Here is a 19,038-nt window from a genome sequence, read left to right on the forward strand (position 1 = left end):
GGGCACGGGCACGGGCACGGGTACGGGCACGGGCACGCGGAAACGTGCGGCAGGCAGGAGCGCCGGCCCGCCGGGGGCTGCCCGCTCGACCGCCAACCGCCGGAGGCCTAGGCTCCGGCGCGCGTCGTCGACTTCAGGGTGCCGTCCGGGGCCGCCAGCAGCACCGGGGTGTCCGGGCCGCCCAGGTCGCGGACGGCGGCGCGGTCGGCCTCGGCCGGGGCGTCGGCCGCGCTGACCACGGCGGCGGCCTCCAGGGACCGGGCCCCGCTCGCCACCGCCATCGCGACCGCGGTCTGGAGGGCGCTCAGCTTCAGGGAGTCGAGCTCCACCGTCCCGGCGACGTACGTGCGGCCCGTCTCGTCCCGCACCGCCGCCCCCTCGGGCACGCCGTTGCGGGCCCGGGCGCTGCGCGCCAGCGTGATGATCTTGCTGTCCTCGGGGTCGATCCCGGTGGTGTCGGTCATGGTCGAAAGCATAGGGAGCGTCCCGGCGGAGCCGTGCAACGACCCCGCCCAGACGTCACGTCACGGCCGGTCGAGCCGCAGCCGCTCCGTCTTCGGCAGGCCCGCCACCACCAGGTCGTACGAGTCCTCCACCAGCTCCCGGACCATCGCGTCCGGCAGGCCGCCCGGCCCGCCCACGGTCACGGTGTTCCAGTGCCGCTTGTTCATGTGATAGCCGGGCACGACCGCCTCGTGCTCCTCGCGCAGCCGCACCGCCAGCTCCGGCTCGCACTTGAGGTTGACCTTCAGCGGCTCCGCGTCCAGCGCCGTCAGCGCGAACATCTTGCCCAGCACCTTGAACACCGAGAACTCCGGGGTGAAGGGGAACTCCTCCACCGCCGCGTTGAAGCTCAGGCAGAACTCCCGCAACTGCGCCGGGGTCATTCCCCCTCCTCCCCCGCGGTCTCGGCCGCGAAAACCGGTTCCACCAGCACCGTCACGATCTTGTTCCGCCGCCCGGCCGGGGACTCGGCCGTCAGCCGCAGCGGACGCCCGTCGGGCAGGTCCACCAGCGCCGAGGCGCCCGCGATCGGCACCCGGCCCAGGGCCTTGGCCAGCAGTCCCCCGACCGTCTCCACGTCCTCGTCGTCGAAGGCCTCGACCTTGAACAGCTCACCGAGGTCGGTGATGTCCAGCCGGGCCGTGACCCGGTAGCGGTCCTCGCCGAGGTCCTCGACCGGCGGGAGCTCCCGGTCGTACTCGTCGGTGATCTCGCCGACGATCTCCTCCAGGATGTCCTCGATGGTGACGATGCCGGCCGTGCCGCCGTACTCGTCGATGACGACCGCCACGTGGTTGCGCACCTGCTGCATCTCGCGCAGCAGATCGCCCGCGTTCTTGGTGTCGGGCACGAAGACGGCCGGCCGCATCGCCGTGGAGACCAGATCGGACTCCGACTCCCGGCTGATGTGGGTCTTGCGGACCAGGTCCTTCAGGTAGACCATCCCGACGATGTCGTCCTCGTTCTCCCCGGTCACCGGGATGCGCGAGAAGCCGGACCGCAGGGCGAGCGTGGTCGCCTGACGGATCGTCTTGTACCGCTCGATGCAGACCAGGTCGGTGCGCGGCACCATCACCTCGCGCACCAGCGTGTCGCCCAGCTCGAAGACCTGGTGGACCATCCGGCGCTCGTCGTCCTCGATCAGCGATTCCTTCTCCGCGAGGTCCACCATCGCGCGCAGCTCGGCCTCGGAGGCGAACGGCCCCTTGCGGAAGCCCTTTCCGGGCGTGAGCGCGTTGCCGATGAGGATCAGCAGCTGCGGGATCGGCCCCATCACCCGCGCGAGCGGCACGAGGACGTACGCGGCCGCCGTCGCGGTGTTCAGCGGGTGCTGGCGGCCGATGGTGCGCGGGGAGACCCCGACGGCCACGAAGGAGACCAGCACCATCACGGCGATGGCCACGAGCAGCGCGGTCCAGTTCTCGCCGAACTCGTCGAGGCAGACGTAGGTGACGAGGACGCCGGCCGCCATCTCGCAGGTGACGCGGACCAGGAGGGCCACGTTGAGGTAGCGGGTGGGGTCGCCGGCCACCTGCGCGAGCTTCGCGCTGCCGCGCCGGCCCGCCCGTACGGCCTGCTCCGCGCGGAAGCTGGACATCCGGGCGATCCCGGACTCGGCGCACGCCGCGAACCAGGCCACCACCACCAGCAGGACCGCCCCGGTGATCAGCTGAGGCGCGGTCACGAGACGGTAGGGGCCGGGGACGGACCGGTCATGCCGCGCTCGGCGCGCCAGCCGTCGACGATGGCCGCCTGGAGGCCGAACATCTCGGCCTTCTCGTCGGGCTCCTCGTGGTCGTACCCGAGCAGGTGCAGCACCCCGTGGACGGTCAGGAGCTGGAGCTCCTCGTCCATGGAGTGCTGCGTCGGGGCGTCCTCGCCCTGCCTCTTGGCGACCTCGGGGCAGAGCACGATGTCGCCGAGGAGCCCCTGCGGGGGCTCCTCGTCGTCCTTCGCCGGGGGACGCAGTTCGTCCATCGGGAAGGACATGACGTCGGTGGGTCCGGGCAGGTCCATCCACTGGATGTGGAGCTGCTCCATGGCGTCCTCGTCGATGACGATGACGGAGAGCTCCGAGAGCGGGTGGATCCGCATCCGGGTGAGCGCGTAGCGGGCGATGTCGAGGATCGCCTGCTCGTCGACCTCGGTTCCGGACTCGTTGTTGACGTCGATCGACATGGTGCGCTGGGTTCTACTTCCGCTGGTGGCCGTTCGGGGCCGGATGGGCTTCGTCGTACTTCTCGTACGCGTCGACGATACGGCCGACCAGCTTGTGCCGGACGACATCCTCGGACGTGAGCCGCGAGAAGTGGATGTCCGGAACCCCTTCGAGGATCGACTGCACCTGGCGCAGACCGCTCTTGGTGCCTCCCGGCAGCAGGTCGACCTGGGTGATGTCGCCGGTGATGACGATCTTCGAGTCGAAACCGAGCCGGGTCAGGAACATCTTCATCTGCTCGGGGGTGGTGTTCTGCGCCTCGTCGAGGACGACGAACGCCTCGTTCAGGGTGCGCCCGCGCATGTAGGCGAGGGGGGCCACCTCGATGGTCCCGGCGGCCATGAGCCGCGGGATCGAATCCGGGTCGATCATGTCGTGCAGGGCGTCGTAGAGCGGGCGCAGGTACGGGTCGATCTTGTCGAAGAGGGTGCCCGGCAGGAAGCCGAGCCGCTCCCCCGCCTCGACGGCGGGCCGGGTCAGGATGATCCGGCTGACCTGCTTGGACTGGAGGGCCTGGACCGCCTTGGCCATGGCGAGGTAGGTCTTGCCGGTACCGGCGGGGCCGATGCCGAAGACGATCGTGTTCTTGTCGATCGCGTCGACGTACCGCTTCTGGTTGAGGGTCTTGGGCCGGATGGTGCGGCCGCGGCTGGAGAGGATGTTCTGGGTGAGCACCTCGGCGGGCGTCTCTTCGGACCCGTTTCCCTTGCCGTTGCCGCTCGCCTTGAGCATGGCGATCGAGCGTTCCACTGCGTCCTCCGTCATCGGCTGCCCGGTGCGGAGCACCAGCATCATCTCGTCGAACAGGCGCTGGATCAGGGCGACCTCGACCGCGTCGCCGACCGCGCTGACCTGATTGCCCCGAACATGGATGTCGGCCTTCGGGAAGGCCTTCTCGATCACGCGCAACAGGGCGTCACCGGAGCCGAGCACCGTCACCATCGGGTGCCTGGCCGGAACGGTGAAGTGGGCTCGCGCCTGTCCCGGTACCGGGATGTGGGCTGTGGGTGTCTGAGTCATGGGCCGGCACTGTGGCCTGCACATACCTCCCGCTGAGGGGCCGCGCCGATCGACGGCCTCCGGATAACCAAGCGTACGTCCCCGCTGCGGCTTCCCCGAGGGGTTTTACGCCCCGCTTCGCCACCGGTGCGGAGGGCTACGCGGAGTGGCGGAAACCGATCGTCGGCACCGCCCTGCGGCGGGCCGCGGGAGAGGGGCCCCCCGGAAGCAGGCCGCCCAGGAAGCCGTAGCGGCCGCGCAGGGCCTCGGGAGCACTCAGCCACCAGTGGGCCACCTCCGGCCAGCCCGGGGCCGACAGGGAGCCGCCGAACTCCTGGACCGACAGGGCCGCCGTCAGCCCGGCGAAGGCCAGCCGGTCCGCCAGGGGCCAGCCCGCCAGGGTGCCGGTGACGAAGCCCGCCACGTAGACGTCCCCCGCTCCGGTCGGGTCCAGCGCATCCACCGTGATCCCCCGGACGTGGGCCGTCTCGCCGGTACGCCCGTCCACCGCGTACGAGCCCTCCGCGCCCATCGTCACCACCGCGATCGGCACCTTCTCGGCCAGCGCCCGGGCCGCCGCGCGCGGGCAGTCGGTCCGCGTGTACCGCATGGCCTCGCCCGCGTTCGGCAGGAAGGCCTCGCAGTGCTCCAGGTCGGCCAGGGCCCCCAGGTCCCACCGCCCGCTCTCGTCCCACCCCACGTCCGCGAAGACCCGCGCGCCGCGCCGGGCGGCCGCGCCGACCCACGCCTCGCCCCGGCCCGGCCCGAGCGAGGCCACGGCCGCGCGGGCGAGCGGCGGGCACTGCGGGAAGGGCCCGGGGCCCGACGGCGGAGGAGCCTCGTGGCCGTGCGAGACCATCGTGCGCTCGCCCTCGTAGGCCATGGAGACGGTGACGGGGCTGTGCCAGCCGGGGATGGTCCGCGACATGGACAGGTCGATGCCCTCCCCCTGCTCCAGGGCGTCCCAGCAGTACTCGCCGTAATGGTCGTCCCCGAAGGCAGCGGCCAGCGAGGTGCGCAGGCCGAGGCGGGCCAGGGCGGTGGCCATGTTGGCGACGCCGCCGGGGCTGGAGCCCATGCCGCGCGCCCAGGACTCCGTACCGCGCACGGGTGCGGAGTCGAGACCGGTGAAGATGATGTCGAGGAAGACCGTCCCGGTGAGGAAGACGTCGCAGCCCGGTTCCTTGGGGTCCCGCAGCGGACCGAGCGGGTCCACTGCGGCGGAGCGGCTGTCGATGCTGTCCCGACTGGTCACGGTGTACTCCCCGTTGCTCTTGAAGGGTCGTTTCTGCGGCGGAAAGCTGCCAGCTCTGCCCACCTCGGGGAGAGCCAAACCCCAGTGTGTCGCAGATCACCTCTGAAACGCCCTTCTCCGCCTCCCGGAACACCTCGGAGCTCCGCCGCGGGGCGGCCGCTGCCCGGAGGCAGGCCCCGGCTAAGCGCGCTTCGGCAGCGGTACGCGGATCAGGTCCGCCGCCACCGTCAGCTCGCCCTCGAAACCCGCCGCCCGGGCCTGCCGTTCGAACTCGGACGGGTCGGAGTACCGCTGCGAGAAGTGCGTCAGCACCAGGTGCCGGACTCCCGCGTCCCTCGCCGCCCGCGCCGCCTGCCCGGCGGTGAGGTGCCCGTGGTCGGTGGCCAGCTGCGCCTCCTCGTCGAGGAAGGTCGACTCGATCACCAGCATGTCGCAGCCCTCCGCCAGCGCCCCCACGCCGTCGCAGAGCCGGGTGTCCATGACGAACGCGAACCGCTGCCCCGGCTTGGGCTCGCTGACCTCTTCGAGGGTGACCCCGTTCAGGACGCCCTCCCGCTGGATCCGGCCGACGTCCGGCCCCTTGATCCCGTGCCGCGCGAGCAGTTCGGGCAGTATCCGGCGCCCGTCCGGCTCGGTGAGCCGGTAGCCGAAGGACTCCACCGGGTGCGAGAGCCGCCGGGCCTCAAGGACGTACGAGGACCCGCGGGCCAGCGGCCCGTCCCCGGTCACCGGCTCCTCGTCGATGATCACCGTCTCCCGGTAGGCCGTGGCGTACCGGAGCCGGTCGAAGAACTTCTGCCCGGAGGCCGGGTAGTGCGCGGTCACGGGGTGCGGGACCCGGTCGAGGTTGATGCGCTGGATCACCCCGGCGAGGCCGAGGCTGTGGTCACCGTGGAAGTGGGTGACGCAGATCCGGTTGATGTCGTGCGCGGCCACCCCGGCACGGAGCATCTGGCGCTGCGTGCCCTCGCCCGGGTCGAAGAGGATGCCCTCGCCGTCCCAGCGGAGCAGGTAGCCGTTGTGGTTGCGGTGGCGGGTGGGCACCTGGCTGGCGGTGCCCAGCACCACGAACTCGCGTACGGACACGGACTATCCGGGGGGCCACTGCAGGCCGCGTCCGCCGAGGACGTGCGCGTGGACGTGGAAGACGGTCTGGCCCGCCCCGGTGCCGGTGTTGAAGACGACCCGGTAGCCGTGGTCGTCGATCTTCTCGTCGGCGGCGATCTGTGCGGCCTCGCGCAGTATGTCGGCGGCGATGGCCGGCTCGGCCTCGGCCAGGGCGACCGCGGTCGGGTAGTGCACCTTGGGGATGACGAGCACGTGCGTCGGCGCCTGCGGGTTGATGTCCCGGAAGGCGACGGTCGTCTCGGTCTCCCGGACCACCGTCGCCGGGACGGTCCCCGCGACGATCTTGCAGAACAGGCAGTCGGCCTGCGGTTCCCCGGCCATTGCTTCGCCTCTCGTGACGGTGATCGTGATCAGTCCGGGCATCGTATCCAGCCCGGCGCCCCGGGGCGGCGCCCGCCCCGTCAGGACCAGCGGCCGGTGCGGGCCAGCAGGACGGCGGTCGCGGCGGTGCCGGCCGTGGAGGTCCGCAGCACGGAGCGGCCCAGGCGGTAGGGGTGGGCCCCCGCTTCGGCGAAGACGGCCAGCTCCTCCGGGGAGACCCCGCCCTCGGGGCCGACCACCAGTACGACGGAGCCCGAGGCGGGCAGTTCGGCCGTGGCCAGCGCCTCGGAGGGGGTGGCGCGGTCCTCGTGGAGGACCATCGCCAGGTCGGCGCCGGCCAGCAGCGCCGCCACCTGCTTCGTGGACATGGCCTCGGCCACCTCCGGGAAGCGGACCCGGCGGGACTGCTTGCCCGCCTCCCGGGCCGTCGCCCGCCACTTGGCCAGCGCCTTGGCCCCGCGGTCGCCGCGCCACTGCGTGATGCAGCGCGAGGCCTGCCAGGGCACCACCACGTCCACTCCGGTCTCCGTCATGGTCTCGACCGCCAACTCGCCCCTGTCGCCCTTCGGCAGGGCCTGGACCACCGTGATCCGGACCTCCGGCTCCGGTTCCTCCTCCACCGTGTGCAGATCCATGACCACCAGCCGGTCCTTGCCCTCGGCGGCCTTGACCACGCCCTCCGTCCAGTGGCCCCGCCCATCGGTGAGGACCACGTCCTCACCGGGGTTCAGCCGCTTCACGGACACCGCGTGCCGGCCCTCCGGGCCGTCCAGGACGAACTCCGGGCCCGCCGGGACCTCTTCGACCACGAACACCGGGGCGGTCATGACGCACTCCTCATCTGTCGTGCCTTCAACGTGCTCTGTGCCTCGTCCAGTTCCGCCGCCAGCACCTCCACCAGCTCCCCCGCCGGCAGCGTCCGTGCCAGCCGGTGCCCCTGGCCCGCCCACAGGGCCATGCCCTGCGGGTCCCCGGCCGCGGCGGCCGCCTTGCGCAGTCCCGAGGTCAGGTGGTGGATCTGCGGGTAGGCGGCCGGGGCGTAGGGCCCGTGCTCCCGCATGAAGCGGTTGACCAGCCCCCGCGCGGGCCGCCCGGAGAAGGCCCGGGTCAGCTCGGTCCGTACGAACAGCGGGTCGGTCAGCGCCTTCTTGTGCAGCGGGTGCGCGCCCGACTCGGGGCAGGCCAGGAAGGCGGTCCCGAACTGGGCCGCCTCCGCGCCCGCCGCCAGCAGCGCGGCGATCTGCGAGCCCCGCATGAGGCCGCCCGCCGCGATGATCGGGAGCGCCACGGCCTCCCGTACCTGGGCGACCAGCGCGAGCAGGCCCACGGCCGCCGTGCCGTCGGCCTGCGGGTCGTCCCGGTGGGTGCCCTGGTGGCCGCCGGCCTCCACGCCCTGGACGCAGACGGCGTCGGCGCCCGCCTCCTGCGCGGCGCGGGCCTCCTCGACGGAGGTCACGGTGACGACGGTGTACGTACGGGCCTTGCGCAGGGCGGCGAGGGCCGCGGGTGTGGGACAGCCGAAGGTGAACGAGACGACCGGGACCGGGTCCTCCAGGAGGATGGCCAGCTTGGCGTCGTAGCCGTCGTCGCTGGTACCGATGATGTCCTCGTCGGCGAGGGAGACGTCGTACCAGCAGGCCTCGCCGGCCAGCTGCCCGCGGTACGCCTCCACGGCGGCCGGGTCCACGTAGCCGGTCTGCGGCATGAAGAGGTTCACGCCGAAGGCGCGCCGGGTGAGCGCGCGCACCTGCTTGATCTCCTGGTACATGCCGTCGGCGGTCTTGTAGCCGCCGGCCAGGAAGCCCAGCCCGCCCGCTTCGCACACGGCGGCGACGAGGGGCGGACAGGAGGCGCCGCCCGCCATGGGAGCCTGCACGATCGGGTAGGGGGAGAGACCGTTCGGTGCGGTGGACATGGACTGCATCGTGCCATGTCCCGCTCATGGGGCCGAATCACGGCATTCGCCTGGCATAGTCCGCTTCCAGGCGTGACCGGAACGGATGCGCCGAGCCCGGCCGGGGGCATCCCCGGCCGGGCTCGGCGCATCGGATCGCGGGCCGGTCAGCGGCCGTTGAACGCGTCCTTCAGGCGGCTGAACAGACCCTGCTGCCCCGGCGCGAACTGACCCAGCGGCCGCTCCTCGCCCCGCAGCTTCGCCAGCTGGCGCAGCAGTTCCTCCTGCTGGGCGTCCAGCTTGCCCGGGGTGGTGACCTCGACGTGGACGATCAGGTCGCCGCGCCCGCCGCCCCGCAGGTGCGTGACGCCGCGCCCGTGCAGCGGGATCGACTGCCCCGACCCGGTGCCGGGCCGGATGTCGATCTCCTCCAGGCCGTCCAGCGTCTCCAGCGGGCACTTGGTGCCCAGGGCCGCCGCGGTCATGGGGATGGTGACCGTGCAGTGCAGGTCGTCCCCGCGCCGCTGGAAGGTCGGGTGCGGCAGCTCGTGGATCTCCACGTACAGGTCGCCGGCGGGGCCGCCGCCGGGGCCGACCTCACCCTCGCCCGCGAGCTGGATCCGGGTGCCGTTCTCGACGCCGGCCGGGATCTTGACCGTAAGGCTGCGGCGGGAGCGGACCCGGCCGTCGCCCGCGCACTCGGGGCACGGGGTCGGGACCACGGTGCCGAAGCCCTGGCACTGCGGGCAGGGGCGCGAGGTCATGACCTGGCCGAGGAAGGACCGGGTGACCTGCGAGACCTCACCGCGGCCGCGGCACATGTCACAGGTCTGCGCGGAGGTGCCGGGGGCGGCGCCCTCACCGGAGCAGGTGGTGCAGACGACGGCCGTGTCGACCTGGATGTCCTTGGTCGTGCCGAAGGCCGCCTCGTCCAGCTCCAGGTCCAGGCGGATCATGGCGTCCTGGCCGCGCCGGGTCCGCGAGCGCGGGCCGCGCTGCGAGGCCTGGCCGAAGAAGGCGTCCATGATGTCGGAGAAGTTGCCGAAGCCGCCCGCTCCGAAGCCGCCAGCTCCGCCACCGCCGCCCGAGGAGGACAGCGGGTCGCCGCCGAGGTCGTAGACCTGCTTCTTCTGCGGGTCCGAGAGGACCTCGTAGGCGGCGTTGATCTCCTTGAAACGCTCTTGCGTCTTGGGATCGGGGTTCACATCCGGGTGCAGCTCGCGTGCAAGCCGCCGGAATGCCTTCTTGATCTCGTCCTGCGATGCGTCGCGGCGCACGCCGAGAACGGCGTAATAGTCCGTGGCCACTTACGACTCCGCCAGGATCTGTCCGACGTAACGTGCCACTGCGCGTACCGCTCCCATCGTTCCGGGGTAGTCCATGCGGGTCGGTCCGACCACGCCGAGCTTGGCGACGGTTTCGCCGCCCGAACCGTAACCGACCGAGACGACCGACGTGGAGTTCAGCCCCTCGTAGGCGTTCTCATGCCCGATCCGTACGGCCATTCCCGACTCATTGGCCTCGCCGAGGAGCTTGAGGAGCACGACCTGCTCCTCCAGCGCCTCGAGCACCGGCCTGATCGTCAGGGGAAAATCGTGTCCGAAGCGCGTGAGATTGGCGGTACCGCCGATCATCAGCCGCTCCTCGGCTTCCTCGACCAGGGTTTCGAGGAGCGTCGCGAGCACGGTGGAGACGGTGCCGCGGTCCTCGGCCTCGAAGGATTCGGGGAGGTCCTGGACGAGCGGGGGGACATCGGTGAAACGGCGGCCGACGACCCGGCTGTTGAGCCGGGCCCGCAGATCCGCGAGCGAGGTCTCGCCGAAGGGCGCCGGGCAGTCGATCAGCCGCTGCTCGACGCGCCCGGTGTCCGTGATCAGTACGAGCATCAGCCGGGCCGGGGCCAGCGCCAGCAGCTCGACGTGGCGCACGGTGGAGCGCGTGAGCGAGGGGTACTGGACGACCGCGACCTGCCGGGTGAGCTGCGCGAGCAGCCGCACGGTGCGGCCGACGACGTCGTCGAGGTCGACGGCGCCGTCGAGGAAGTTCTGGATGGCCCGGCGCTCGGGCGTGGACAGCGGTTTGACCCCCGCCAGCTTGTCGACGAAGAGGCGGTAGCCCTTGTCGGTGGGGATCCGGCCGGCGCTGGTGTGGGGCTGGGCGATGTAGCCCTCGTCCTCCAGCACGGCCATGTCGTTGCGCACGGTGGCCGGCGAGACTCCGAGGCGGTGCCGCTCGGTGAGCGCCTTGGAGCCGACCGGCTCCTCTGTCCCGACGTAGTCCTGGACGATGGCGCGCAGGACTTCGAGTCTGCGTTCACTGAGCATCGCGCACACCTCCAGCTCTGGTCCGTTTGCCTTGTTCGTTGGCACTCTGATCCTTCGAGTGCCAGAGATGCCCCGCTCAGTGTACGGCCGGGTAGTCAGACCCTGGCAAGGCAGGCCCGCCAGGGTAGCGTCGCGGCATGGACGTGCGTTGGGAAGAGGCGGGCTGGGAACGGCTGACCGGGCGGACCGGCCGGAGGCGGCTTCCGGTGTGGGATTGCACGGTGGGGCTGGTGGTGGGGGACGATTCGGTGCTCCTGATCGACTGCGGTTCGAGCCTGCGGGAAGGCTCCGGGGTGCGGGCCGAGGCGGAGCGGCTGACGGGCCGGCACGTGACCCATATCGCATTCACGCACGGCCATTTCGATCACGTACTGGGCGGGGCCGCGTTCGCGGGCGCGGAGTCCTACGGCGCCGTCGGGCTGGACGCACTGCTGTCGACGGGCCGGGAGGAGCTGCGCGGGGACGCGGTGCGCCACGGACTGGCGCAGGCGCAGGCCGCCGAGGCGGTGGACCTGCTGGTGCTGCCCAAGCACCTGGTGTCGGGCGAGTGGACGCTGGACCTCGGCGGGGTGCAGGTGCTGCTGGCCAATGTGGGGCCGGGCCACACCGGACACGACCTGGCCGTCTTCGTGCCGGGCGAGCGCGAGGCGGTGTTCTGCGGGGACCTGGTGGAGGAGTCCGGCGACCCGCAGGCGGGGCACGATGCCGTGCCGCGGCAGTGGCCCGCGGCCCTGGACCGGCTGCTGTCGCTGGGCGGCGAGGACGCGCTGTACGTGCCGGGTCACGGAGCGGTGGTCGACGCGGGCTTCGTACGTGCGCAACGCGCCACACTGGCCGCCCGTTTCGGCGTGTCGGAGGCATGACGGCCGCGGCTCTCCTAGTGTCGGCCGGATGCGCGAGTACTCCCCCGACCTGACCCCCCAGTGGAAGCGCCCCAAGGCCGTGCCGGAGGTGGCGGCCGAGCCCGATCTGGTGGTCGAGGTGGCCGGTACGGACTTCTGCGGCGCGGTGGTGGCCTGCGAGGCGGGCACGGTGACCCTGGAGGACCGTTTCGGCAAGCGGCGGGTGTTCCCGATGGAGCCGCGGGGCTTCCTGCTGGAGGGGGCGGTCGTCACGCTGGTCCGCCCGTCCCGGACGCCCTCCGCGCCCCGGCTCACGGCGTCGGGCTCACTGGCCGTCTCGGGGGCCCGGGCGCGGGTGGCGCGGGCGGGCCGGATCTACGTCGAGGGCCGGCACGACGCGGAGCTGGTGGAGCGGGTCTGGGGTGACGACCTGCGCATCGAGGGCGTGGTGGTGGAGTACCTGGAGGGCATCGACGACCTCCCCGCCGTCGTGGCGGAGTTCGGCCCGGCCCCGGACGCCCGCCTGGGGGTGCTGGTGGACCACCTGGTCCCGGGTTCCAAGGAGTCCCGTATCGCGGCCTCGGTGGCCTCGCCGGACGTCCTGGTCGTGGGCCATCCGTACGTGGACGTGTGGCAGGCGGTGAAGCCGTCCGCGCTGGGCATCGGCGCGTGGCCGGCGGTTCCGCGCGGCCAGGACTGGAAGACGGGCATCTGCCGGGCGCTGGGCTGGCCGCAGAACACGGGAGCCGCCTGGCAGCACATCCTGTCGCGGGTGACCTCGTACCGCGATCTGGAGCCGACCCTGCTGGGCCGCGTCGAGGAGCTGATCGACTTCGTTACGGTCGGCGGTGCCGCCTGACATCGGGCAGGGTGCCGAACTCAGTGGTGTCCAGCTCGGTGCCGAGCACGTCCGGCGGCACCGGGGCGCCGAGGAGTGATCAGTCCACCAGGTCCCGGACCACCGCGTCGGCCAGCAGCCGGCCCCGCAGGGTCAGCACGGCCCGCCCCGCCTCGTACGGACCGGACTCCAGCAGCCCGTCCGCCAGGGCCCGGCGGGAGGCCGCGAGGCCGGCCGGGGCCAGCAAGGACAGCGGTACGCCGTCCACCAGGCGCAGCTCCAGCAGGATCCGCTCGACCCGGCGGTCCTCCTCGGAGAGCAGCTCGCGGCCCGCGCCCGGGGAGCGGCCCCCGGCCAGCGCCGCCGCGTAGGCGCCGGGGTGCTTGACGTTCCACCACCGGACCCCGCCGACGTGCGAGTGCGCGCCGGGGCCCGCGCCCCACCAGTCGGCGCCGCGCCAGTACAGCTCGTTGTGCAGGCAGCGCCCGGCCTCCGAGGTGGCCCAGTTCGAGACCTCGTACCAGGAGTACCCGGCCTCGGCCATGACGGCGTCGGCGATCAGGTAGCGGTCGGCGTGGACGTCGTCGTCCGTCATCGGGACCTCGCCGCGGCGGATCCGCCGGGCCAGCTGGGTGCCCTCCTCCACGATCAGCGCGTACGCCGAGACGTGGTCCGGGCCGGCCCTGAGGGCGGCGTCCAGCGAGGCCCGCCAGTCGTCGTCCGACTCTCCGGGCGTCCCGTAGATCAGGTCCAGGTTGACGTGCTCGAAGCCCGCCGCGCGGGCCTCCGCGACGCAGGCCTCCGGCCGTCCGGGAGTGTGGGTGCGGTCGAGGACCTTCAGGACGTGCTGCCTGGCGCTCTGCATGCCGAAGGAGATCCGGTTGAAGCCGCCGGCCCGCAGCTCGGCCAGGTACTCCGGGTTCACGGACTCCGGATTGGCCTCGGTGGTGATCTCGGCGTCCGGTGCCAGACCGAACTCGTCGCGGATCGCCGCGAGCATCCGTACGAGGTCCCCGGCGGGCAGCAGCGTGGGCGTACCGCCGCCGACGAACACGGTCCGGACCTCGCGGGGGTCGTCGCCGAGCACCTTCCGCGCCAGCCTGACCTCGTCGGTCAGGGTGTCGGCGTAGTTCTCCCGGGAGGCGAGGACGCCGCCGGTGCCCCGCAGCTCGGTGGCCGTGTAGGTGTTGAAGTCGCAGTACCCGCAGCGCGTGGCGCAGTACGGGACGTGCAGGTAGAACCCGAGCGGCCGGTCCCCGGCACCCGCCAGGGCGTGCGACGGCAGCGAGCCGTCTTCGGGCATGGGTTCACCGTCGGGCAGTGCGGAAGGCATACCCCCATCATCCCGCACCGGCCGGCCCACCCGTCCCGGCCGCCGGCCGGCGGAGGCGGTGCGACCGGCCGGGGCCGGGGCCCCGACGGCCCCCGCCCCTCGGCCCGCACGGCCCGCGCAGGCGCTACGCCTCGCGGGCGCCCTCGTACATCTCGTCGATCAGGTGCTTGAACTCACGCTCGACGACCGGCCGCTTCAGCTTCAGGCTGGGGGTGAGGTCCCCGTGCTCCACGTCCAGGTCGCGCGGCAGGATCCGGAACTTCTTGACCGTCTGCCAGCGCTGGAGGCCCTCGTTCAGGGTCTGTACGTACGTCTCGATCAGGCGGGCGGTCTCGGGCGCCGCCAGGACCTCCCCGTACGTCTTCCCCTCCAGGCCGTTCTCGACCGCCCAGCCCAGGATCGACGGCTCGTCGAGCGCGATCAGCGCCGAGCAGAAGTTCCGGTCGGCGCCGTGCACGACGATGCTCGACACGTAGGGGCAGATCGCCTTGAACTGGCCCTCGACCTCGGCCGGGGCGACGTACTTGCCGCCCGAGGTCTTGATCAGGTCCTTCTTGCGGTCGGTGATGCGCAGGTAGCCGTCGGGCGACAGCTCGCCGATGTCACCGGTGTGCAGCCAGCCGTCGGACTCCAGGACCTCGGCGGTCTTCTCCGGCTGGTGGTGGTAGCCCTGCATGATGCCGGGGCCGCGCAGCAGGACCTCGCCGTCGTCGGCGATGCGGACCTCGGTGCCGGGGAGCGGCTTGCCGACCGTGCCGGTGCGGTAGGCCTCCCCCGGGTTGACGAAGGAGGCGGCGCTGGACTCCGTCAGGCCGTAGCCCTCCAGGATGTGGATGCCCGCGCCGGAGAAGAAGTAGCCGATCTCGGGGGCCAGGGCGGAGGCGCCGGAGACGGCGGCGCGCAGGTTGCCGCCGAAGGCCTCGCGGAGCTTGGAGTAGACGAGCGCGTCGGCGATCTTGTGCTTGGCGGCGAGGCCGAGGGGGGCGGTCGCCTGGCCGGTGCGGCGGAAGTTGTCCTGGGTGACCTTGGCGTACTCGCGGGCCACGCCCACCGACCACTGGAAGATCTTGTACTTGGCACCGCCGCCGGCCCGTGCCTTGGCCGCGACCCCGTTGTAGACCTTCTCGAAGATGCGCGGGACGGCCGCCATGTAGGTCGGCTGCACGATCGGCAGGTTCTCGATGATCTTGTCGATCCGGCCGTCGACGGCGGTGACGTGCCCGACCTCGATCTGGCCGGAGGTCAGCACCTTGCCGAAGACGTGCGCGAGCGGCAGCCACAGGTACTGGACGTCGTCGCTGGAGATCATGCCGGTGGCGACGGTGGCCTTGGCCATGTACGACCAGCTGTCGTGCGGCAGCCGGACGCCCTTGGGCCTGCCGGTCGTGCCCGAGGTGTAGATGAGCGTGGCCAGCTGGTCGGCGGTGATGGCCGCGATCCGCTCCTTGACCGCCTCGGGGTGCTTGGCCAGGTACTCCTTGCCGCGCTCCTCCAGATCGGCGAGCGAGAGCACCCAGCCCTCGGGATCGCCCTCGGCGGCGAGCGCGTCGGCCGCCTCCACGACCACCACGTGCGTGAGGTTCGGCAGGTCGGCGCGGCGCTCGCGCGCCTTCGCCAGCTGCTTCGCGTCCTCGGCGATGAGCACCCGGCTCTCGGAGTCCGCGAGGATGTACGCCGACTCGTCCGCGTTGGTGCTGGGGTAGATGGTGGTGACCGCGCCGCCGGCGCACATGACGCCGAGGTCGGCGAGGATCCACTCGACGCGGGTGTTGGAGGCGAGAGCGACCCGGTCCTCCGACCCGAGGCCGAGGCCGATCAGCCCCGCGGCGATGGCGAAGACCCGCTCGGCCGCCTGGCCCCAGCTCAGCGACTTCCAGTCGTCGGGGCCCTGGCCGCCGGCCGCCGGAACGGGGAACCGGTAGGCCTCCGCATGGGGCGTGGCGGCGACGCGCTCAAGGAAGAGGGCCGCCACGGTGGGCGGGCGGTTCTCGATCAAGGTCTGTGTGTCGCTCACGGACGTCCTCCGGACCAGCGGCAGGGGCTGTCATTCAGGGGCTTGTAACTGGCGAGTAACCATCGAGCAGTGATCAGAGTAGGGGCCCTCCGCCTGGCGCGTAAGGGCCCGCGAGCGGCCGATTCATAACGAAACAGGCCCCCGCGCATCCGCGTGGGGGCCTGTTTTCGCATGCGGGCGCGCGGCAGGCCGACAACCGCCTGCCACCGCTGCCGGGGCGGCTACTTCTTCTTGCCGCCGGACTCGTCGCTGGAGAGGACGGCGATGAAGGCCTCCTGCGGGACCTCCACGGAGCCGACCATCTTCATCCGCTTCTTGCCTTCCTTCTGCTTCTCCAGCAGCTTCCGCTTACGGGAGATGTCACCGCCGTAGCACTTGGCGAGGACGTCCTTGCGGATGGCGCGGATGGTCTCGCGGGCGATGACGCGGGAGCCGATGGCCGCCTGGATCGGGATCTCGAAGGCCTGCCTCGGGATGAGCTCGCGCAGCTTGGCGACCAGGCGCACACCGTAGGCGTAGGCGGCGTCCTTGTGCGTGACGGCGGAGAAGGCGTCGACCTTGTCGCCGTGCAGCAGGATGTCGACCTTGACCAGGCCGGAGGCCTGCTCGCCGGTGGGCTCGTAGTCGAGGGAGGCGTATCCGCGCGTCTTGGACTTCAGCTGGTCGAAGAAGTCGAAGACGATCTCCGCGAGGGGGAGGGTGTAGCGGATCTCGACGCGGTCCTCGGAGAGGTAGTCCATCCCGAGGAGGGTGCCGCGGCGCTGCTGGCAGAGCTCCATGATCGCGCCGATGAACTCGGAAGGCGCGAGCAGGGTGGCCCGTACGACCGGCTCGAACACGTCCGAGATCTTGCCCTCGGGGAACTCGCTCGGGTTGGTGACGGTGACTTCCTTGCCGTCCTCCATGACCACCCGGTAGACCACGTTCGGCGCGGTGGCGATCAGGTCGAGGCCGAATTCGCGCTCCAAGCGCTCGCGGACCACGTCCAGGTGCAGGAGGCCGAGGAAGCCGACGCGGAAGCCGAAGCCGAGCGCCGCCGAGGTCTCCGGCTCGTAGACGAGCGCGGCGTCGTTGAGCTGGAGCTTGTCCAGGGCCTCGCGCAGGTCGGGGTAGTCCGAGCCGTCGAGCGGGTACAGCCCCGAGAAGACCATCGGACGCGGGTCCTTGTAGCCGCCGAGAGCCTCGGTCGCGCCGTTGTGCAGGCTGGTGATGGTGTCACCGACCTTGGACTGACGCACATCCTTCACGCCGGTGATGATGTAGCCCACCTCGCCGACGCCGAGGCCGTCGGACGGGGTCATCTCGGGGGAGGAGACGCCGATCTCCAGCAGCTCGTGGGTGGCGCCCGTGGACATCATCCGGATGCGCTCGCGCTTGTTGAGCTGTCCGTCGACCACACGGACGTACGTCACGACGCCGCGGTACGAGTCGTAGACCGAGTCGAAGATCATCGCGCGGGCGGGGGCGTCCTTGGGGCCGACCGGGGCCGGGACCTTGGCGACGATCTTGTCGAGCAGCGCGTCCACGCCGAGACCGGTCTTCGCCGAGACCCGCAGCACGTCCTCCGGCTGGCAGCCGACCAGGTTCGCGAGCTCCTCGGCGAACTTCTCCGGCTGGGCGGCCGGCAGGTCGATCTTGTTCAGGACCGGGACGATCGCGAGGTCCTTCTCCATCGCCAGGTACAGGTTGGCGAGGGTCTGCGCCTCGATGCCCTGGGCGGCGTCCACCAGGAGGACCGTGCCCTCGCACGCGGCGAGGGAGCGCGAGACCTCGTAGGTGAAGTCGACGTGCCCGGGGGTGTCGATCATGTTGAGGATGTGGGTGCTGCCCTGACCCCCGCCCGTGGTGGGCGCCCAGGGCAGCCGGACCGCCTGGGACTTGATCGTGATGCCGCGCTCACGCTCGATGTCCATGCGGTCGAGGTACTGGGCGCGCATCTGCCGCTGGTCGACCACACCGGTGAGCTGGAGCATCCGGTCGGCAAGGGTCGACTTGCCGTGGTCGATGTGCGCGATGATGCAGAAGTTGCGGATCAGCGCCGGGTCGGTACGGCTCGGCTCGGGCACGTGGCTGGGGATCGCGGGCACGCAGTGTCCTGATTCTCGGGTCGCAGTCGGAACGAAGCTCGGAGCGAAAGTTCGGATCTCGTCGCCTTCGTCGGCGCGATGTCGGATCTTTACGCAGGGTCCCATGGTCCCATGGACGGGGCAGTGCGCTCGGTTTGGGCCGCCCGGAGCGTGCCTGGTAGCCTGGGCAGCTGTGTCTCGTATGCCCTCTCAGCTGTCGAGGCACAAATCCGAAGATCAAACTCTGAACCTGAAAAGGCTCTTTCGTGGCGAACATCAAGTCCCAGATCAAGCGGAACAAGACGAACGAGAAGGCGCGCCTGCGCAACAAGGCCGTCAAGTCCTCGCTCAAGACCGCGATCCGCAAGGCCCGCGAGGCCGTCGTCGCCGGTGACGCCGAGAAGGCCACCGTGGCTTCTCGCGCCGCCGCGCGTGCGCTCGACAAGGCTGTCTCGAAGGGTGTCATCCACAAGAACGCCGCCGCCAACAAGAAGTCGGCGCTGGCCACCAAGGTTGCCTCCCTGCAGGGCTGAGCTCTCGATGTGAATCGCCGGTAAGGACCCAGCGGGCCCTCTCTTCCGCTCCGGACCGGCACACCGCGCCGCACGCGGCCTGCGTTCGCCACGCGGGTGCGGCGCACACCAAGCAGTAACGACGAAGGCCCCGGCCACCATCCTTCCCAGGGTGACGGCCGGGGCCTTCGTGCTGCCCGGAAGCCGCCGAGTGGTCAGGTGGGCGGGGCGGCCGAGCGGGGCGCCGCAGCGGTCGCACCCCTGATGCCCCCGGGCCGGCCACCGACCGCCGCACTCGGGACGATCACGAGCCTCGAATCTTCTACGTCGACCAGCCCGCCGGGATCCGGGCACTGAGCGCCGCCCCGCCTCGGGCGGAGCCCCGGCTTCGCCCAGGGCGACCGTCCGGTGCCGCGGCCCCCGCCGAGCCGCCGGAAGCGCCCCGTCCTCCCCGGTGGTGCACCCTGGCACACCGGACCGGGCCCGGGCACACCGAACCGATGGGCGGGGCGTCGTTTCTAGCCAGTGCTGTGACCGGAAAGGTTCACCGGGTCGCGACGCTCCCCCAGCCACCTCCCCCGGACTCCGTCCGGGGGGACCCCCACGGAGGTGCCCCCAGGCACGGCACCTCGCCGCGTTGTCGGACCGCGCAAGTACGTCCCGTACGAGCCGCGGCCCTCCGCCTTGCGATGCACCGCACCGGACGCCGCGCCCCGGCAAACCTTCCCGGCCACAGCACTAGTGTGCTGCGCCTGAAATGAGGCAGTAAATTGGATACCCTGTTTGCATG

The 19,038-nt window shown here is 71.5% G+C and carries 18 protein-coding genes; 3 read left to right on the plus strand and 15 right to left on the minus strand.

Going from position 1 to position 19,038, the window contains the following annotated elements; genetic code table 11:
* Positions 1-107: 107 nt before the first annotated feature.
* The 12 genes from J7E94_RS27290 to hrcA form a co-directional block, all read right to left on the minus strand.
* Positions 108-464 carry a cytidine deaminase gene (locus tag J7E94_RS27290; RefSeq protein ID WP_215019471.1) on the minus strand — a complete coding sequence of 119 codons (357 nt, stop codon included), beginning with the start codon at positions 462-464 and terminating at the stop codon, positions 108-110.
* 60 nt (positions 465-524) lie between these two features.
* A complete protein-coding gene (locus J7E94_RS27295; protein WP_215019472.1) occupies positions 525-887 on the minus strand; it encodes an MmcQ/YjbR family DNA-binding protein in 363 nt (120 codons plus the stop codon).
* Positions 884-2,188, minus strand: a complete 1,305-nt coding sequence (locus tag J7E94_RS27300) for a hemolysin family protein (protein ID WP_215019473.1) — start codon at positions 2,186-2,188, stop codon at positions 884-886. Before J7E94_RS27300 ends, J7E94_RS27295 begins: the two co-directional genes overlap by 4 nt.
* Positions 2,185-2,682: an rRNA maturation RNase YbeY gene (gene ybeY, locus J7E94_RS27305; protein WP_215019474.1), complete on the minus strand. Its 498-nt coding sequence runs from the start codon at positions 2,680-2,682 to the stop codon at positions 2,185-2,187. The genes J7E94_RS27300 and ybeY overlap by 4 nt, the downstream gene beginning before the upstream one ends.
* 13 nt (positions 2,683-2,695) lie before the next feature.
* Positions 2,696-3,742 (minus strand): PhoH family protein, encoded by a 1,047-nt coding sequence (locus J7E94_RS27310; RefSeq protein ID WP_215019475.1) that lies wholly within the window; start codon positions 3,740-3,742, stop codon positions 2,696-2,698.
* A gap of 136 nt (positions 3,743-3,878) precedes the next feature.
* Positions 3,879-4,976: a PfkB family carbohydrate kinase gene (locus tag J7E94_RS27315; RefSeq protein ID WP_215019476.1), complete on the minus strand. Its 1,098-nt coding sequence runs from the start codon at positions 4,974-4,976 to the stop codon at positions 3,879-3,881.
* 180 nt (positions 4,977-5,156) lie between these two features.
* Positions 5,157-6,062 carry a ribonuclease Z gene (locus J7E94_RS27320; RefSeq protein WP_215019477.1) on the minus strand — a complete coding sequence of 302 codons (906 nt, stop codon included), beginning with the start codon at positions 6,060-6,062 and terminating at the stop codon, positions 5,157-5,159.
* Between the two features lie 3 nt (positions 6,063-6,065).
* The gene (locus tag J7E94_RS27325) at positions 6,066-6,425 is read right to left on the minus strand and encodes a histidine triad nucleotide-binding protein (RefSeq protein WP_215019487.1); all 360 of its coding nucleotides are present in this window, start codon (positions 6,423-6,425) and stop codon (positions 6,066-6,068) included.
* A gap of 80 nt (positions 6,426-6,505) precedes the next feature.
* Positions 6,506-7,252, minus strand: a complete 747-nt coding sequence (locus tag J7E94_RS27330; RefSeq protein ID WP_215019478.1) for a 16S rRNA (uracil(1498)-N(3))-methyltransferase — start codon at positions 7,250-7,252, stop codon at positions 6,506-6,508.
* Complete coding sequence (locus J7E94_RS27335) at positions 7,249-8,340, minus strand: nitronate monooxygenase (RefSeq protein ID WP_215019479.1); 1,092 nt, start codon at positions 8,338-8,340, stop codon at positions 7,249-7,251. The genes J7E94_RS27330 and J7E94_RS27335 overlap by 4 nt, the downstream gene beginning before the upstream one ends.
* A 146-nt stretch (positions 8,341-8,486) precedes the next feature.
* Positions 8,487-9,626, minus strand: coding sequence for a molecular chaperone DnaJ (gene dnaJ, locus J7E94_RS27340; RefSeq protein ID WP_215019480.1), 1,140 nt, complete (start codon positions 9,624-9,626; stop codon positions 8,487-8,489).
* A complete protein-coding gene (gene hrcA, locus J7E94_RS27345) occupies positions 9,627-10,643 on the minus strand; it encodes a heat-inducible transcriptional repressor HrcA (RefSeq protein ID WP_215019481.1) in 1,017 nt (338 codons plus the stop codon).
* 137 nt (positions 10,644-10,780) lie between these two features.
* Between hrcA and J7E94_RS27350 the strand changes: the two genes are divergently transcribed.
* Both J7E94_RS27350 and J7E94_RS27355 read left to right on the plus strand, forming a co-directional pair.
* Positions 10,781-11,506 carry an MBL fold metallo-hydrolase gene (locus J7E94_RS27350; RefSeq protein WP_215019482.1) on the plus strand — a complete coding sequence of 242 codons (726 nt, stop codon included), beginning with the start codon at positions 10,781-10,783 and terminating at the stop codon, positions 11,504-11,506.
* Positions 11,507-11,534: 28 nt separating this feature from the next.
* Positions 11,535-12,344 (plus strand): DUF3097 domain-containing protein, encoded by an 810-nt coding sequence (locus tag J7E94_RS27355; RefSeq protein ID WP_215019483.1) that lies wholly within the window; start codon positions 11,535-11,537, stop codon positions 12,342-12,344.
* 79 nt (positions 12,345-12,423) lie between these two features.
* Here the strand turns inward: J7E94_RS27355 and hemW are convergent, their stop codons facing one another.
* From hemW to lepA, 3 genes are all read right to left on the minus strand, one after another.
* Positions 12,424-13,656: a radical SAM family heme chaperone HemW gene (hemW, locus tag J7E94_RS27360; protein ID WP_215019484.1), complete on the minus strand. Its 1,233-nt coding sequence runs from the start codon at positions 13,654-13,656 to the stop codon at positions 12,424-12,426.
* Between the two features lie 124 nt (positions 13,657-13,780).
* Positions 13,781-15,670: a long-chain fatty acid--CoA ligase gene (locus tag J7E94_RS27365; RefSeq protein ID WP_215019485.1), complete on the minus strand. Its 1,890-nt coding sequence runs from the start codon at positions 15,668-15,670 to the stop codon at positions 13,781-13,783.
* Between the two features lie 221 nt (positions 15,671-15,891).
* Positions 15,892-17,757, minus strand: a complete 1,866-nt coding sequence (lepA, locus tag J7E94_RS27370; RefSeq protein ID WP_215019486.1) for a translation elongation factor 4 — start codon at positions 17,755-17,757, stop codon at positions 15,892-15,894.
* A gap of 245 nt (positions 17,758-18,002) precedes the next feature.
* Between lepA and rpsT the strand changes: the two genes are divergently transcribed.
* On the plus strand, positions 18,003-18,269 hold the full coding sequence (rpsT, locus tag J7E94_RS27375) for a 30S ribosomal protein S20 (RefSeq protein ID WP_150519680.1): 267 nt from the start codon (positions 18,003-18,005) through the stop codon (positions 18,267-18,269).
* Positions 18,270-19,038: the final 769 nt, after the last annotated feature.

It is taken from the genome of Streptomyces sp. ISL-94 (genome assembly GCF_018614075.1).
Lineage (GTDB): Bacteria > Actinomycetota > Actinomycetes > Streptomycetales > Streptomycetaceae > Streptomyces.

Bases quoted from the DNA above. Each gene is read 5' to 3' on its own strand.
- J7E94_RS27335 (WP_215019479.1), bottom strand. From the start codon at position 8,340: ATGTCCACCGCACCGAACGGTCTCTCCCCCTACCCGATCGTGCAGGCT.
- J7E94_RS27325 (WP_215019487.1), bottom strand. From the start codon at position 6,425: ATGGCCGGGGAACCGCAGGCCGACTGCCTGTTCTGCAAGATCGTCGCG.
- J7E94_RS27350 (WP_215019482.1), top strand. From the start codon at position 10,781: ATGGACGTGCGTTGGGAAGAGGCGGGCTGGGAACGGCTGACCGGGCGG.
- J7E94_RS27290 (WP_215019471.1), bottom strand. From the start codon at position 464: ATGACCGACACCACCGGGATCGACCCCGAGGACAGCAAGATCATCACG.
- J7E94_RS27355 (WP_215019483.1), top strand. From the start codon at position 11,535: ATGCGCGAGTACTCCCCCGACCTGACCCCCCAGTGGAAGCGCCCCAAG.
- J7E94_RS27295 (WP_215019472.1), bottom strand. From the start codon at position 887: ATGACCCCGGCGCAGTTGCGGGAGTTCTGCCTGAGCTTCAACGCGGCG.
- ybeY (WP_215019474.1), bottom strand. From the start codon at position 2,682: ATGTCGATCGACGTCAACAACGAGTCCGGAACCGAGGTCGACGAGCAG.
- J7E94_RS27330 (WP_215019478.1), bottom strand. From the start codon at position 7,252: ATGACCGCCCCGGTGTTCGTGGTCGAAGAGGTCCCGGCGGGCCCGGAG.
- hrcA (WP_215019481.1), bottom strand. From the start codon at position 10,643: ATGCTCAGTGAACGCAGACTCGAAGTCCTGCGCGCCATCGTCCAGGAC.
- hemW (WP_215019484.1), bottom strand. From the start codon at position 13,656: ATGCCTTCCGCACTGCCCGACGGTGAACCCATGCCCGAAGACGGCTCG.
- J7E94_RS27310 (WP_215019475.1), bottom strand. From the start codon at position 3,742: ATGACTCAGACACCCACAGCCCACATCCCGGTACCGGGACAGGCGCGA.